Below are 15,231 nucleotides of genomic sequence, written 5' to 3'. Positions count from 1 at the left end.
GGCAAACACCTTTCGGGTCGGTCCGGCGAAGCCTGCTTCGCCGGACCGACCCGAAAGGTGCATGGACGTCCCGATCTTGGGCAGCGAGCGCGTCGTCAACGTCATGCGCCGCTGAAAGGGATGTGACCGAATACGCCAACAACCTGCATGGGTGACCGTGACCAGATCACTCCGTCACGGGCAGGCACTCGGTGAGCAGGTCGACGACGTCGTGCCAGGCTCGCTGCGCGTGCCGTGGGTGGTAGCCGACGCCGGGGACCACGGTGTGGTCGACCGGCGGGTGGTGGAAGGCGTGCAAGGCGCCGCCATAGACCACGAGGCGCCAGTCGACGCCCGCGGCCTGCATCTCGGCGGTGAACGCGTCCCGTTGTGCCGGCGGCATGATCGGGTCTTCCGACCCGACCCCGGCCCACACCGGGCAGCGAATACGCGCCGCCTCGCCCGGTCGGCCCGTGGTCAGCGCGTTGACTGTCGCGATCGCGCGTAGGTTGACGCCGTCGCGCCCGAGTTCCAGCCCGATGGCGCCCCCGGTGCCGTAGCCGACGGCGGCGATCCGGTCAGGGTCGGTCGGCGGTTCGGCGAGCAACACGTCGAGCGCCGCGTGGCCGATGCCCCGCATCCGGTCGGGGTCGGCGAGCAGCGGCATGCAACGGGACAGCATCTCCTCGGGGTCGCCCAAATAGCGCCCGCCATGGAGGTCGAAGGCCAGCGCTACGTATCCCAGCTCGGCGAGCGCATCGGCCCGGCGGCGCTCAACGTCGCTGAGCCCCATCCCCTCGGGCCCGATCAGGACTGCTGGCCGGCGGCCGGCGCCAACGGGGAGCGCTAGGTGCCCGACCATCGTCAGACCGTCGGCCGGGTATTCGACCGTGCGCGTTGTAATCGTCGCCATGGGACTGGACTGTAGTGATCGTCGAGCCCGGTCGAGCCGCTGTTCTGCCGCTGGCAGAACAGCGCGGGTGTCCCTCTGGAATCGCCCCTCCTCGCCAGATACCGCTGAAGATTCGAGGGCATGAAGCTCTGAAGGTCACACCGTTCGCAAAAGTCCTCGAAGTCCTCGTCCCCTCCGACCGTCACCCGGGCCCTGCGTGGAAGGCCGGCCCCGCGCTCGCCGTCGTGCCCGCGCCCCGCACCGAGCGCCCGGTCCGCATCGGCTACGCCAGGACATCGACCGCGCGACAGGAGCTGGCGAGCCAGCTCGAAGCCCTCCACCGCGCGGAGTGCCACAAGGTCTTCAAGGAGCAGATCAGCACCCGCGTCAAAGTCCGCCCCGAACTGGAGAAGGCGCTCGCCCTGGCCCACCAGTTCAAGGAGGCCGCCCCCGAGACGCCCGTCATCCTCACGGTGCACGAGCTCAAGCGCCTCGCGCGCAACGCGGCTGAGCTGATGGCGCTGTCCGCCAAGCTCCAGGCCGGCGGCATCCAGCTCGAACTCCTCACCGGCCCGCTCACCGGGATCTACGACCCCAATGCCGCCGAGGCGTCCCCACTGCCCAGCGCCCCGGCAGGCGAGAAGAGGACGGGATCGTGCCCGGCCCCCACTCGGCGCGCGGCACCTGCCTTTCGCCTTCAGCCCCCGCCCTGCAGATACCGCAGCACCGCGAGGACCCGCCGGTGGCCGGCCTCCGTGCGCGGCAGGTCCAGCTTGGTGAAGATGCTTGCGGTGTGCTTCTCCACCACGCGCTGGGAGATGCCGAGCCCCTCGGCGATCGCTGCGTTTGTGTGGCCCTGAGCCATCAGCCCGAGGACCTCGTGCTCGCGCGCGGTCAACTCCGCCAGGCCGTGTGCTGTGTGCTGGGCGGCCAGCAGCTTTGAGACCACCTCCGGATCGAGCGCGGTCCCGCCCGCGGCCACCCGGTGCAGGGCGTCGACGAAGTCGCTGACGTCAACGACGCGTTCCTTGAGTAGATAGCCGAAGCCGGACATGCCGGTGGCGGCGAGCCGGTTGGCGTAGCGCGTTTCCACGTACTGCGAGAAGAGCAGCACCCCGAGGTCCGGATAGCGCTCGCGCAGGGTGAGCGCGGCGCGCAGTCCTTCGTCGCGGTGCGTGGGCGGCATGCGAATGTCCGCGACGACGACGTCCGGCCGGTGTTCCTCGACTGCCTCGAGCAGTGCCTCGGCGTCGCCCACCGCGGCGGCGATGTCCAAGCCCCGGTCACGCAGGAGCTGGACCAGGCCCTCGCGTACGACGGCGGCGTCTTCGGCGATCACGATGCGCATGTGGCGGATCCTAGGACCTGGGGCCCAGCGGCAGTTCGACGGTGACGGTGGTCGGGCCGCCGGCGGGGCTGTCGATCAGCAGCCGCCCGTCCACCGTACTGACCCGCTCCGACAGTCCCGCCAGCCCGGTTCCGCCGCCCGTGCGCGGCCGTGCGCCGCCGCGCCCGTCGTCGTGTATGGACAGGTGCAGCGCCCCGTCCTTCGCATACGCCGCCACTTCGGCGCGGGTCGCGCCTGCGTGCTTGGCGGCGTTGGCGAGGAGCTCGGCCGCGCAGAAGTACGCGATGGTCTCTGTTGCCTCTCCGGGCCGCTCGGGCAGGTCCACGTCAAGAGTCACCGGTAGCGCGTAGTCCGACACCAGGGTTTCCAGGGCGACGTCGAGGCCGTCGTTGAGGGCCGGTGGGTGGATGCCGCGCACCAGGTCGCGGAGTTCCTTGATCGCGGTGCGGGCACCGTCGAGGGCGGAGTCCACCAACGTGCGGCTGTGGGCCAGCGCGGGGGCATCTCCAGGGACGCAGGCGAGTTGGTCCTTCGCGCCGGCGAGGGCCATCGCGACCGCGACGAGGCGGGCCTGGGCGCCGTCGTGCAGGTCGCGTTCGATGCGGCGCAAGGTGGCGGCGGAGTCCTGGACGGCCAAGGCACGGGTCTCCTGCAGCTCCTGGACCCGGGACTCGAGCCGTCCAGGCCCGATCAGCGCGTGGGCCATGGGGCGTACGACGCGGTCGAGCAGCCCACGCGTCAACCAGGTGGTGAAGGCGAGGATGCCGGCGCCGGTCACGGCGGTGAGCAGGGCCTGAGGCCAGGTGTCGGGTTCGATGCCGAAGCCGAAGCCGATGCCGTAGTGGCCGTCCTCTTCGAGTGCCCGCCACCAGAAGGGATAGGTGAGCGCAGCGAGACCGTAGAACCTGCCCATGACCGTCACCGCGAAGAGGATGAGGCCGATGGGTGTGTACGCGACGGTGAAGGCGGCTGCGCGCCAGCCGGCGCCGTCGGTGAGGGCGGAGCGCACGCCGCGCGGGCGCTTGGCCGGTGCCGGGATGTCCTCGCCGAGCAGGCCACGTAGCAGGGCGCGGTGCAGGGCGCCGGTGGCGCGGGCGGCGGCGAGCGTGCCGATGAGGAGGACCAAGCCGATCTGGACGATCGCGGTGACGAGGGAGGTAGCGAGCAGCATCAGCAGGGCGAGCCCGCAGACGAGCCCGAGGGCGGGGGCGAGCACGGCGTACGCAGCCTCACCGGGGGAACCGAGCAGGACGCTCACGGCCCGGCGGGGCGAGCCGGGCAGGAGCTGCGCGGCCTGACGGAGGGGGCGGGACAGCTTGTGGAGCTGGCGCATCAGGTCCTTGATGCCTCTCGGACGGACATGGCTGGGATTCGGCTGTACCCGCCCTGCGAGTCTCGGTGTGGTCGTGGTGGGCGTGACCGCGATACGCCAGGGCGGGCCGACTCTTCTCATCGTGGGCACCGCCCCTCGGGCGGAGCCGGTGCCCACAGCCTGGAGCCTGCCATCCCTCAGACGCTCCTTCGTGTCACGCCGTCGATCGGACGCACCCTGAACATTCGCCCCAGCGGGGCGGCGGACGCCGCCCACACCAGGACGGCCCCCGCGCCCAGCGTCGCCGCCCACGCCCACAGCGGAAGGCCGGACAGCGGCGTGCCCGTCTTGCCGCCGAGCGGGGCCATCACCGCGCAGCCGATCGCCGTGCCCGTGCCGACTCCGGCCAGAGCCGTGATCGCCGACTCGGCCAGCACCACCGCGCGCACCTGGTGCTTCTCGGCGCCGATCGCGCGCAGCAGCGAGAACTCCCGCAGCCGCTCCAGCGTCAGCATCACCAGTGTGTTGGCGGCGATCAGGCCCGCGAAGGCGGCGTACAGCAGGGTGCCGAAGAGTGCCGTGGCATCGATGTCGTCGCTTGCGGCCAGCGAGACGAACTGGGCCAGCGCGAAGGCCGTCACCATCGCGATCGGCGTGATCGCAGCCGACAGGCGGTGGGCCCGCGCATGGAAACCCGCGACCGCGAGTTCGCCGGCCACGCCGCCAAGGCTGCGCAATACCGGAGCCGCCAGTCGCGTCGCAAGCCGCCCAAGCCAGAGCCCGCCGACGCCGGTGGCCACCAGGTAGGCGAGCAGCACCAGCGGGATCACGTCCCCGGCGTTCTCGGCCGACCCCGCGGCGGCCACCCCGGTGAGCACGACCGCGCCCGCGAGGAACACCAGCGAGACCAAGCCCCGTACCCTGCCCGCCTGCTCCGCGCCCGACACCTGCGTCACCGACAGCGCGGCCGACGGGCGGATACGGGAGCTGCGCCGCGCCGCGATGAGGCCGCCGAGCTGTGAGCACACCACCAGCGTCCCGAGCGCGGCGAACAGTGGCCCGAGTCCGATGTGCAGCGCCATCCCGGCCGGGAGCATTCCGCCGGCGTCGAGCACGCCGAACCATACCCACGCGACCAGCGCCCCGAGCCCGTATCCGACCGGCAGCGCCAGCAGCGCCGTGACCAGCGCCTCCGTCGCCACCATCCGCCGGATCTGCCACGGCCCGGCGCCGACGGCGCGCAGCAGCGCACTCTCCCGTCCCCGCTGGCTCACAGCCAGGGACATCACCTGGCCGATGACGAAGATCGACAGGTAGACGGTGATCTGGCTGAAGACGAGGCCCATTTCGTACACCGCGTACTGCTCCGGGGAGGACGGCACGCGGGAGGCGGAAATCGCTACGGCCACGCTCGCGGTGACGACGGTCGCGCAGAACACCAGCGCGGCGAAGGTCCCCGCGAACGCGGAGGGCCGGGCCCTGACGGAGGCGGTGGCCAGGCCGTTGGGTGCGAAGACGCTCATGCCGGCGCCCCCACGGTGTCCGCCACAAGGCGCCCCTCGGCCAGCCACAGCACCCGGTCGGCGCGCTCGGCCACCGCCGGGTCGTGCGTGACGACCACGACCGTGGCCCCGTACGCGCTCACCGCCTCTTGCAGCAGTGCCAGCACCCCGGCCGCGGTCTCCGTGTCGAGGGAGCCGGTCGGCTCGTCGGCGAAAACCACGTCCGGCTCAGTGATCAGCGCGCGGGCAACGGCGACGCGCTGCTGCTGGCCGCCGGACAGCTCACCGGGCTTCGCATCCGCGCGGCCGTCGAGGCCGACACGGGCGAGCATCCGCCGTGCCCTCGCGGGGTCCCTGCGCTTGCCGTCGAGGCGCAGAGGCAGCAGCACGTTCTCCTCGGCGGTCAGGGTCGGCAGCAGGTTGAAGGACTGGAACACGAACCCGATGCGGGCCCGGCGCAGCCGGGTCAGCTGCCGCTCGCCCATGCCCGAGATGTCCTGCCCGGCCAGTCGCACGCTCCCCGACGTCGGTCTATCGAGCCCGGCCGCGCACTGCAGGAAGGTCGACTTCCCGGACCCGGAAGGGCCCATGACGGCGGTGAGGGAGTGCGCGTAGAGTCGCGTGTCGAGGTCGCGCAGCGCGTGCACGGTGTGCGGGCCGCGGCCGTAGGTCCGGGTGACCCGGTCGAGTTCGAGGATGGCTTCCATACCATCGACCGTACGAATCCGCTAGTCAGCGGCGCGATGGGGCGGGCACCCGAGTATGGGGGTCGGATATTCCGAACCCTGCGGGCGGCCGTGGCCGTGTCAGGCGGCCTGACCGAAGCCTTCGGCGGTCACGTTGCCGTCGCGGAGCTGGGTGAAGTCGGCGTCCAGCTTCGGGCCGTACGCGTCGGGCTGGATGCCGAGCTCGTGGGCGGAGTACTCGCCGAACCGGTTGATGTGCTCGGTCAAGTACGGCGAGATGTGGGCCAGGTCCTCAGGCTCGATCGTCCAGCCCTCTTCCAGGAGCTGGCGGACGATCTCCGCGATGTCCGGGGCGTTGTGAAAAGTGACCGCGTTGGTGAGCAGGGCGTCGGCTCTGCATACGTACGTTGACGGCCGGGCGCCGCGGGGAATTCCGCGGGGGTCGGCCGTCGTCGTACGCGGTGTCATCGTGTGGCCCTGCGGGGGAAGCCGAGGGCCACCACGGCCGTCAGGGCGATGCCCGCCGTTGCCACGAAGAGGGCGGTGCGCGTGCCGTCCACCGTGGCCGCCGCCGAGGTGTGCTCGCCGAGGCCCGCAATGCCGACCAGGACCGCCAGGCCCACCGCGCCGCCGACCTGCTGGGCCGTGGACGCCATGCCGGAGGCGATGCCCTGCTCGCGGCCCGCGATGCCCGCGGCGGCGGCGCCGAACATCAGGGTGTAGCCCGCCCCTTGGCCGAGGCCGAGGACCAGGAAGCCTGGGATCAGCGCGGCGTATGAGCCGTCGGCGGCCATGGCGAGGGCCACCATCGCCGTGCCCGCCGCGCCGAGCGCAAGGCTGCCGGTCATCGCCGTGCGGGTGCCGAGCCGCGTGGTGATCCGGCCCGCGAGTAGCGAGCCCGCGGTGATCGCCAGCATCGGGACGAGGTAGGCGAGGCCGGTGCGCAAGGCGTCGTAGCCGAGCACGTTCTGGAAATAGACGGTGAGGAAGTACGCGAGGCTGCCGAGCGTAGCCATGTAGAGGAACGTCACGGCCATGCCGGTGCGCAGGCCGCGGCCACGGAGCAGCCGCAGGGGCATCAGGGGGTCGCGGGTGCGGGCCTCGATGAGGAGGAAGGTGGCCAGCAGGGTCGCGCCCGCCGCCGCGGAGAACGCGACCGTCGCGGACAGCCAGCCCGACTTCGGGCCCTGGACCAGGGCGACGACCAGGCCCGTGACGCCGAGCGTGGAGGTCAGGGCGCCGGGCAGGTCGATCCGGCGGCCAGCCCGCCGAGCGGTGCCCGGGGTGATGAGGTGGAAGGCGGCCTCCACCGCGATCAGGGCCAGCGGGACATTGACGTACAGCACCGAGCGCCAGCCGAAGAGTTGAGTCAGTACGCCGCCGAGGAGTGCGCCCACGATGAGTCCGCTGCCGCCCGCCGCGCCCCACACCGAGTAGGCGCGGTTGCGCTCGCGGCCCTCCGCGAAGAGCGTGCCGACGAGGGTGAGCGTTGCAGGGAAGAGGAACGCGCCGCCGATGCCCTGTACGGCGCGGGCCGCGATCAGCAGGCTGGGTCCTGTGGCTAGGCCGCCTGCCAGCGACGAGACCCCGTACAGGCTCAGTCCGAGCACGAACGTGCGGCGTGGGCCGAACAGGTCGCAGGCACGGCCGCCGAGAAGCAGGAAGCCGCCGAAGGAGACGGCGTACGCGCTGATCACCCACTGGAGGTGCTGCGCGGAGAAGCCCAGGCCCCTGCCGATCTGGGGTAGCGCCACATAAACGATGTTGTAGTCGACGGAGATGATCAGTTGGGCAAAGGCGAGGAGGGCGAGGGTCGCGGCGCTCGCCCTCCCGCGCCGTGCGAGGGCGGTGAGGGCCGGGCGTGGGTCGGCCGCCGTCTCCAGGGTCGCCATCAGTGGGCCACCCTCTTGTCCTCGCCCGCGACCTTGGCGGTGCTCAGGGCGATGCGGTTCCAGGTGTTGATGGTGAAGATCAGGGCGAGGATACGGGCCAGTTCCGGCTCGTCGAAGTGACGGGCGGCCTGCGCGTAGACGTCGTCGGGGACGCCGCCGTGGGAGACGAGAGTGACGGCCTCGGTCAGGGCGAGGGCGGCCTGCTCCTTCTCCGTGAAGAAGTTACGGGCCTCGCGCCACACGCCGATCATGTGCAGCCGGGCCTCGTCCTCGCCGGCCTTGCGGGCGTCGGAGGTGTGCATGTGGAGGCAGTAGGCGCAGCCGTTGAGGAGCGAGGCGCGAATCTGGATCAGCTCGACCAGGGCCGGGTCGAGGCCGTCGCGGGCGGCGGCGTCGAAGCCGATAAGGGCCTTGAACGCCTTGGGGGCGGCCTTGGCGAAGTTGATGCGCGGGGCGTGGCCGTGAGCGGTGGCGGGTGTGTGGCGAGCGGTCTGAGTGGTGTGCGCGTTGTCCGTCATGACCATGAATCTAGGGCCGGGAAAGACCTCGGGTAAGGTTCATTCTCATGCCGGAATCATGGGTCAATTTGGCGGAGCGTATCGGCAGTGACCTGCACGTGGACCTGTCCGGTCCCGGCAGTCGTCGCGCCGTTCTCATCCGCGCGCTGCGGGACGCCGTGCGCGAGGGGTGGCTCGCGCCGGGCACCCGCCTGCCGCCCTACCGCTCACTCGCCGCCGACCTGGGTCTGGCCCGCAACACGGTCGCCGACGCCTACGCCGAACTGGTCGCCGAGGGCTGGCTGACCGCGCGCCAGGGCTCCGGGACCCGGGTGGCGGAACGTGCCGCGCCGCCCAAGCGCGCCCGGAAGCCGAAGCCCGCTCCCGTGCGGCCCGCCACCCCCGCGCACAACCTGCGCCAGGGCACTCCGGAGACCGCCTCCTTCCCCCGCACGGCCTGGCTCGCGGCCGCCCGGCGCGCGCTGAGCGCCGCACCCGACGAGGCCTTCGGGCCCGGCGATCCCCGCGGCCGCATCGAGCTGCGCCGCGCGCTCACCGACTATCTGGCGCGCGCTCGTGGGGTGCGCGTCGACCCCGAGCGGATCGTGGTGTGCTCCGGCTTCGCGCACGCGCTGCGGCTGCTGTTCGATGGTTCGCGTGGCGCGGGCGGCGGGGCGCTGCGCGGTCCCTTCGCCGTGGAGTCGTACGGGCTCCGCTTCCACAGCGAGATCCTGGAGGGCTCAGGCGTACAGACGGTGCCGCTGGACCTGGACGAACAGGGCGCCCGCGTCGAGGAGTTGATCGAGGAACCACGGATACGCGGCGTACTGCTCACGCCCGCACACCAGTTTCCGACTGGCGGCCCGCTGCACCCGGCCCGGCGCGCCGCGGTCATCGACTGGGCCCGCACCAGTGGCGGCCTGGTCCTCGAGGACGACTACGACGGGGAGTTCCGCTACGACCGCGTGCCCGTCGGCGCCGTGCAGGGCCTGGACCCCGAACGGGTCGTCTACCTCGGCTCGGTCAGCAAAAGCCTGTCCCCCGCGGTGCGCATCGGCTGGATGGTGCTGCCCATGCAGCTTGTCGACGGCGTGCTCGCCGCCAAGGGCAAGCGGGAGGCGTGGGCGAGCGTCCTCGACCAGCTCACGCTCGCCGACTTCATCGCCTCCGGGCAGTACGACCGTCACATCCGCCGGATGCGGCAGCGCTACCGGCACCGCCGCGACCAGCTCGTCACCGCCCTCGCCGAACGGGCCCCGCACATCACGGCCACCGGCATCGCGGCGGGACTGCATGCGGTCCTTCGGCTGCCGCCCGGCACGGAGGCGTCCGCGGTCAAGGCCGCGTCCTGGCAGGGGATCGCGCTGGACGGCCTCGCCGAGTTCCGGCACCCACGGGCCGCGATGCCGGCGGGGGACGGTCTGGTCATCGGGTACTCGACGCCAGCGGAACACGCGTACGGGGCGGCGGTCGAAGCGCTACTCCGGGCCCTGCCACCCTCCGAGGCCTCCTCCGAAAGCCCTTCCAGGTGACCGACGTCCCTGCGGATCACGCCTTCCGTCAGTCCCGCCGAGGCTCGCGCGCGGACGACCCCGGACAGCACGTCGGTCTCGAACTGCTCCAGCTCCTCCGCCGTGGCCAGCGGCCGCACATCGCGCGGGTCCCGTACGACAGCCAGTGCCAACCCAAGCCCCCTCACCTTCACCCTGACCCCGCGACCGTCGGAAAGGCCATCACCGCTCTGGCTGTCGCCGACCGCCTGCCCGATCTGCCAGGGGGCAGCCGAGCCTGCTGGCGTGCAACAGCGCATCGGCCGCCTGATCGTCTCCCTGGACAGGGCCGTGCTGTTCGTCGTCGGCCCAATCGGTAGCCGGCCGCCGTCGCCAGACATCCGATGATCGCCGGGCGCACTGCCTGGCCTCGCCCTATAAGGCGTTGTCCAGCGTCAGGGCGAGCTCGGCGATCCGCCACCTACCGTCGGACCGTCGCAGGCTGAACGTGTAGACCCCGGTCGAGATCATCTGGATGCTCTCGCCGGTGTTCCTCGTCTGCAGCAGATAGGCCCGCACCTCGGCGGTGGCTGCGTCCGTCGTCGTGACCACGACGTTGCCGAGGTGGTGCCGCACCCTTCCGGTCTGGGCCGTGTGCCCGTCACGGATGAAGTCGAGCACCGCCGCGCGTCCGGCGACCGGGCCGAGCATCACCTGTCCGGGCATCGTAAAGGTCCAGGTGGTGTCTTCGGTCAGGACCGTTTCCAGCTGCGGCACATTCAGCTCGTCCAGGGCGTGGGCGTAGTTCGCCACCGCCTGCTGGAGTTCGGCGATCACGAGGCCACCGTCAGCACGATCTTGCCTTGGATGTGGCCCTGCGCGGCTCGCGTGTGTGCGCTGACCGCTTCGGACAGCTGGTAGGTGCTGTCCACCCCGACCTTGAGTTGGCCCTCGTCGAACAGGCGCCCGATCTCGGCAAGCTGGGGGCCGTTGGAACGTACCTGAATGTTCGAGACGGTGATGTCCAGACGCGCCGTCTCTTCCGGGTCGTACTGAGCGAAGAACACCGGAAGCATGGTGCCTCCGCGCTTGAGCACGGTCAGGAAGCGTGGGCTGTCCGGGCCGCCGACGGTGTCGATCACCAGGTCGACACCGCTGACCACGTCCGCGGCCTGCGTCGTGGTGTAGTCGATGAACTCATCGGCGCCGAGCTTGCGCAGGAACTGCTCGTGCCGGCTTGAGGCCACCGCGATGACGTGTGCCCCCTTCCATTTCGCCAATTGCACCGCGAAGTGGCCCACTCCACCGGCGGCCCCGTTGACCAGCACGGTCAGCCCTGGCGTGATCGGCACCGGCTGGTGCACCTGGCCGGTGAAAGGAGACGGCACGTCGTGGCCGAGATCAACCAGGTACTGCCAGGCCGTAAGCACGGCCATCGGCGCCCCAGCCGCCTGCACGTGGTCGATACCGGTCGGCTTGTGAGCCAGGTCAGAAGCCGGCGCGGCCACGTACTGGGCGTACGTCCGGCCGTCGAATCCGGGGAACCGCAGCATGCCGAAGACCTCGTCACCGACGGCGAACCCCTGCACGTCCGGAGCGACCGCCTGGACCACGCCCGACATGTCCGTTCCAGGGGTCAGGGGGAACTCCAGCGCCGGCCTCATCTCGACCGGCATGACCTTCATCCCCTCACGCAGGTACCAGTCCGGCGAGTTGATGCCCGCCGCGTGCACCCGGACGAGCACCTCGCCCGGGCCGATCTCGGGAACCGGCACCTCGTCGTACTGCAGAACTTCCGGCCCGCCCGCTTCGTGGAACTGGATCGCCTTCATCGCGCCTGTCGCTTTCTCGGGGAAACGTTGCTCCTTCAGTCAAGGCCCGGGACGGCATGGCCGTCCAAGACCGGTTCGGCAACCTGATCATTCCGAAACGGCATGACACGTACCGTGTAAGGGTGAACGATCTCGGACAGGACCTTGAACTGCGGCTCGTGCGCTACTTCACCGTGGTGGCGGCGCACCAGCACTTCGGCCGGGCCGCCGCCGACCTGCACGTAGCCCAGCCGGCGCTGAGCCGTCAGATCCAACGGCTCGAGAAATATCTCGGCACACGACTGTTGGACCGCACCCCCCAGGGCACCCGGCTCACTCCGGCCGGCCAGACGTTCCTCCCCCGGGCCCAAGCCTTGCTGCAGGCCGCCCGTCAGGCCGAGTTGGCCGTGCGTGAACAAGCCCAGACCGAACGAATCGCCATCGGCTACGTCGAAGACCTGGTGATCACTGCCGCCGTGCGGGAACTGCGCCGCCGTTACCCCGACGCCGAGATCGCCACCCGGCATCTGAACTGCCGCGACGTCGGGGCACTGTCCGACAAGCGCGTCGACGCCCTGGTCGCGCGGGCCCCGCTGCCGTTCGCCGACGACGACGTGTTCACCACCCCGCTGTACGAGGAGCCCCGGATGCTCGTGGTCCCGCGCGGCCATCCCTTGGCCGACCGCGCGTCGGTGACCGCGGAAGAACTGGCCGGCGAAGAGGCGGCGCCGTGCGCGTTCGAGACCGCAGACTGGGCTTCCTACCGGATCCTCGGGGCTGGCGTGCCGCCGATCGAGAGTTACGAGGACAAGCTCGAACTCGTCGCAAGTGGCAGGGCCATCGCCGTGCTACCGGTCGGCGATCGGCGTAGCTCACTGCGTCCCAACCTCGTCACCGTCCCGGTCGAGGGCGCTCCCCCCAGCCGGGTCGTCCTGGTCAGCCGCGAGGGCGACCCGAATCCGATGATCAGGAATCTCCGGCTGGCTGCCAAGGCCGTCCTGACCGCCCCGGCACCCTGACCGGGACCAGGTCGGGCGATGACCATGGGCGGCAGGTCTCCCACGGCCTCCGAGTGGAGTTCCGCCGGCTCACCGCAGGCTGAACACCGCTCGAAAAAGGAACTGCCCGTCTTGTCGGCAACTGCTCTCGGGAAACGACCACGGCCTGTGCTCTCCTCGTAGAGGGCACAGCATCCCGCGACGGACGTCCCCACCACTGACCAGGGCGGATACCCGCAGACGACACCTGTCCGTAGCTATACGAGAACCGGGCCTGGTTGACGGCAACGTCAGGGGAGGGCCTGGCCAGCGCGGCCCTCGTGGTCAGCGGCTGGTGAGGGCGTCCGTCTCAGCGGCGTAGAGGCGGGCCGGGTCGAACCCCATGCCGGCGAAGTGGCCGGCGAGTTCCAGGGACAGCACGCCGTGCAGGCGGGTCCAGACGGTCAAGGCGTGACTGAGTGCCGACGGCGGCGCCGGGTGGTCGCCGGCCCATGCGCGGTGGTCGGCAAGGTGGTCGTCGAGGGCTGTTGCGGCGATGGCGGGCGTCCCGGCGGCGGTGCAGGCGTCGACGAGGACGGCCATGATCTCGGAGGCGATCCGGGTGGTGTCCTGGGGCGCCTGGTAGCCGGGCACGGGCGTGCCGTAGACCAGGAGGTACCGCTGGGGGTCGTCGAGCGCCCAGCCCCGCAGGACATGGGCCAGGTCCGCCAGGTCGGCGCCGACCCGGGCGCGGGCGTGGAAGGCGTCGGCGAGGCTGCGGTAGGCGTCCGTGATGAGCTCGGTGATCAATTCGTCGCGGTTGGCGTAGTACCGGTAGAGGGCGGGACCGCTCATGCCCATCTGCTTGGCGATGGCGTTAAGGGACAGCACCGAGGCCCCGGCGGTGGCGATCTGCTCCCACGCGTGCTTCTTGATCTCCTCCCGCACCTGGGCGCGGTAGCGCTCCCGAGGAGTTCTCGCGTCCGACTCGGCCACTGCTGCCTCCAGGCCTCGGTCAGCCATGGCGCCGACGTTGAGTTAGAGGTTATCACTCTTCTTCTTGCCTCTCGCGGAAGAGTGAGTTATAACTTCTAGCGAACGCAACAAGCTCTTCGAAGGGAGGCCGGTCATGGAGACCGACCGCATGATCCAGGTCGTTCTGCCCGGCGTCGTGGCGCCGGAGGGACTGGAGATCCGCCACGGACGCGTGCCGCAGGCCGGCCACGGGCAGATCGTCGTCGAGATGGAGGCGAGCGGCGTCTCGTTCGCCGAGCAGCAGATGCGCCGCGGTCGGTACTACGACCAGCCGCCCTTCCCCTTCGTCCCCGGGTACGACCTGGTGGGCCGGGTGCTGGCCACCGGCGACGGCGTCGACCCGGGGCTGACCGGGCGGCGGGTCGCCGCGCTGGTGAAGGTCGGCGGGTGGTCCAGCCACACGGTGCTCGACGCGGCGGACGCGGTCGAGGTCCCAGAGGGGCTCACCGCCGCCGAGGCGGAGACCGTCGTGGTCAACGGCATCACCGCCTGGCAGATGCTGCACCGCCGGGCGCGGGTACGGGCGGGGCAGACCGTCCTGGTCCACGGCGCCAGCGGCGGAGTGGGCTCCGTCCTCGTCCAGCTCGCCCGGGCGGCCGGCGCGACCGTGATCGGCACGGCGTCCGCCCGCCACCACGACGCCCTGCGGGAGCTCGGCGTGATCCCCGTCGACTACCGCGCAGGGAACGTCGCCTCCCGGGTCCGGGAGCTGGCGCCCGGCGGCGTGGACGCGGTCTTCGACCACGTCGGCGGCCGCAGCGTCATCGACTCCTGGCACCTGCTCGCCCCCGGCGGCACGCTCGTCGCCTACGGCAGCGCCTCCACCCGCGACGACACCGGCTCCAAGCAGTGGCCGGTCCTGAAGATCCTCGCCCGCACCTGGCTCTGGAACACCCTCCCCAACGGCCGGCGCGCGTACTTCTACAACATCTGGGCCGGCCGCGCCCTGAGCAAGGACCGCTTCCGCGCCCAACTGCGCACCGACCTCACGGAGGTGTTCGCCGCTCTGCGCCGTGGTGACGTCACCGCCCGCATCGCCGCCCGACTCCCGCTCACCCAGGCCGCCGAAGCCCTGCGCCTGGCGGAGTCCGGCACCGTCACCGGCAAGATCGTCCTGACGCCCTGAGCCCCGGCCCGCACCGGCCGCCAGTGACCTGCCACCGAGGCCCGACTCCACGCACGCGCGACCGGTCACGTCGAAGCCGGTGCCCCGCCCACCGGCCCACCGCGTCATTCCGAAGGAATGCGAAACTCGAATTCGGGACGGTCCCACGGCACGGCGGGCGGGTTCGCGAACGCGGTCCCGGTCCGCACCGCGCCGACGCGGTGGTAGAAGTCCTCGGCGGGAAGGTGCGACACGACCTTGAGACGGTCGATCCCGGCAGCACGGGCCTCGGACTGCATGTGCGCGACGAGCAGCCGTCCAATACCCCGTCCCTGCACTTCGTCGGCGACGAACAGCAGGTCGAGCTCCGGTGGAGCGAGGACGAGCGAGTAGAACCCGAGGACCCGGCCACCGTGCTCGTCGGCGCCGACGGCCACAAAGACTCGGTGGGCCTCGATGTAATCAGGACCGACCCGGTAGCCCGCGACTGCGGCTGCGTACTTGCCCTCGTAGGCTCCTGAGCCACGCACGAGCCGCGTGAGCCGTTTGGCATCCCGCGCGACGGCCCTCCGTATCGTGATCAGCTGGCTGATCGGGGAAGTGCGTGAACTCATCGCGAGAGTATTTCGCACCGGGGAGTGCCTTCGTGCGGCGGGTCGGTTGAGCCACGCCCTCACCGTCCCCCTACAGGCCAGGCGCGCGGCG

General features: G+C 71.1%; 15 protein-coding genes and 1 pseudogene. 4 read left to right on the top strand and 12 right to left on the bottom strand.

What is annotated here, in order from left to right; translation table 11 throughout:
- Positions 1-166 precede the first annotated feature (166 nt).
- Positions 167-892, bottom strand: coding sequence for a dienelactone hydrolase family protein (locus ACIHCX_RS09325; protein ID WP_400028125.1), 726 nt, complete (start codon positions 890-892; stop codon positions 167-169).
- 14 nt (positions 893-906) lie between these two features.
- Here ACIHCX_RS09325 and ACIHCX_RS09320 point away from each other — a divergent pair.
- A pseudogene (locus tag ACIHCX_RS09320) lies at positions 907-1,431 on the top strand (recombinase family protein); the annotation flags it as partial.
- A gap of 137 nt (positions 1,432-1,568) precedes the next feature.
- On the opposite strand, the gene ACIHCX_RS09315 reads toward ACIHCX_RS09320, so the two are convergent.
- The 7 genes from ACIHCX_RS09315 to ACIHCX_RS09285 all read right to left on the bottom strand — a co-directional run bounded on the left by ACIHCX_RS09315 (position 1,569) and on the right by ACIHCX_RS09285 (position 8,135).
- Positions 1,569-2,219, bottom strand: coding sequence for a response regulator (locus ACIHCX_RS09315; RefSeq protein ID WP_400028123.1), 651 nt, complete (start codon positions 2,217-2,219; stop codon positions 1,569-1,571).
- 10 nt (positions 2,220-2,229) lie between these two features.
- Positions 2,230-3,552 (bottom strand): sensor histidine kinase, encoded by a 1,323-nt coding sequence (locus tag ACIHCX_RS09310; RefSeq protein WP_400028121.1) that lies wholly within the window; start codon positions 3,550-3,552, stop codon positions 2,230-2,232.
- Between the two features lie 176 nt (positions 3,553-3,728).
- A complete protein-coding gene (locus ACIHCX_RS09305) occupies positions 3,729-5,054 on the bottom strand; it encodes an FtsX-like permease family protein (protein ID WP_400028119.1) in 1,326 nt (441 codons plus the stop codon).
- The gene (locus tag ACIHCX_RS09300; RefSeq protein ID WP_400028117.1) at positions 5,051-5,740 is read right to left on the bottom strand and encodes an ABC transporter ATP-binding protein; all 690 of its coding nucleotides are present in this window, start codon (positions 5,738-5,740) and stop codon (positions 5,051-5,053) included. The genes ACIHCX_RS09305 and ACIHCX_RS09300 overlap by 4 nt, the downstream gene beginning before the upstream one ends.
- A gap of 99 nt (positions 5,741-5,839) precedes the next feature.
- Positions 5,840-6,187, bottom strand: coding sequence for a Tn3 family transposase (locus tag ACIHCX_RS09295; protein ID WP_400028116.1), 348 nt, complete (start codon positions 6,185-6,187; stop codon positions 5,840-5,842).
- On the bottom strand, positions 6,184-7,611 hold the full coding sequence (locus tag ACIHCX_RS09290; protein ID WP_400028114.1) for an MFS transporter: 1,428 nt from the start codon (positions 7,609-7,611) through the stop codon (positions 6,184-6,186). Before ACIHCX_RS09290 ends, ACIHCX_RS09295 begins: the two co-directional genes overlap by 4 nt.
- Positions 7,611-8,135, bottom strand: coding sequence for a carboxymuconolactone decarboxylase family protein (locus ACIHCX_RS09285; protein ID WP_400028112.1), 525 nt, complete (start codon positions 8,133-8,135; stop codon positions 7,611-7,613). The genes ACIHCX_RS09290 and ACIHCX_RS09285 overlap by 1 nt, the downstream gene beginning before the upstream one ends.
- A gap of 41 nt (positions 8,136-8,176) precedes the next feature.
- On the opposite strand from ACIHCX_RS09285, the gene ACIHCX_RS09280 reads away from it, so the two are divergent.
- Complete coding sequence (locus ACIHCX_RS09280) at positions 8,177-9,640, top strand: PLP-dependent aminotransferase family protein (protein ID WP_400028110.1); 1,464 nt, start codon at positions 8,177-8,179, stop codon at positions 9,638-9,640.
- Positions 9,641-10,033: 393 nt separating this feature from the next.
- Here ACIHCX_RS09280 and ACIHCX_RS09275 read toward each other — a convergent pair whose 3' ends face one another.
- The gene (locus tag ACIHCX_RS09275) at positions 10,034-10,435 is read right to left on the bottom strand and encodes a nuclear transport factor 2 family protein (RefSeq protein WP_400028109.1); all 402 of its coding nucleotides are present in this window, start codon (positions 10,433-10,435) and stop codon (positions 10,034-10,036) included.
- Positions 10,432-11,430, bottom strand: a complete 999-nt coding sequence (locus ACIHCX_RS09270) for an NADP-dependent oxidoreductase (RefSeq protein ID WP_400028107.1) — start codon at positions 11,428-11,430, stop codon at positions 10,432-10,434. The genes ACIHCX_RS09275 and ACIHCX_RS09270 overlap by 4 nt, the downstream gene beginning before the upstream one ends.
- A gap of 56 nt (positions 11,431-11,486) precedes the next feature.
- Here ACIHCX_RS09270 and ACIHCX_RS09265 point away from each other — a divergent pair, with 56 nt between their 5' ends.
- Positions 11,487-12,428: a LysR family transcriptional regulator gene (locus ACIHCX_RS09265; RefSeq protein WP_400028105.1), complete on the top strand. Its 942-nt coding sequence runs from the start codon at positions 11,487-11,489 to the stop codon at positions 12,426-12,428.
- A 303-nt stretch (positions 12,429-12,731) separates the two neighbouring features.
- Here ACIHCX_RS09265 and ACIHCX_RS09260 read toward each other — a convergent pair whose 3' ends face one another.
- Entirely contained in the window at positions 12,732-13,409 is a 678-nt protein-coding gene (locus ACIHCX_RS09260; protein ID WP_400028103.1) for a TetR/AcrR family transcriptional regulator, read from the bottom strand.
- Between the two features lie 106 nt (positions 13,410-13,515).
- On the opposite strand from ACIHCX_RS09260, the gene ACIHCX_RS09255 reads away from it, so the two are divergent.
- Positions 13,516-14,547, top strand: a complete 1,032-nt coding sequence (locus ACIHCX_RS09255; RefSeq protein WP_400028101.1) for a medium chain dehydrogenase/reductase family protein — start codon at positions 13,516-13,518, stop codon at positions 14,545-14,547.
- 104 nt (positions 14,548-14,651) lie between these two features.
- On the opposite strand, the gene ACIHCX_RS09250 is transcribed toward ACIHCX_RS09255, so the two are convergent.
- On the bottom strand, positions 14,652-15,140 hold the full coding sequence (locus tag ACIHCX_RS09250) for a GNAT family N-acetyltransferase (protein ID WP_400028099.1): 489 nt from the start codon (positions 15,138-15,140) through the stop codon (positions 14,652-14,654).
- Positions 15,141-15,231: the final 91 nt, after the last annotated feature.

Origin of the sequence: Streptomyces sp. NPDC052043 (assembly GCF_044548235.1) — a bacterium.
Classification (GTDB): Bacteria; Actinomycetota; Actinomycetes; order Streptomycetales; family Streptomycetaceae; genus Streptomyces.
Note: the sequence above shows the minus strand (reverse complement) of the source record. Positions and strands in the feature narration are given on the sequence as shown.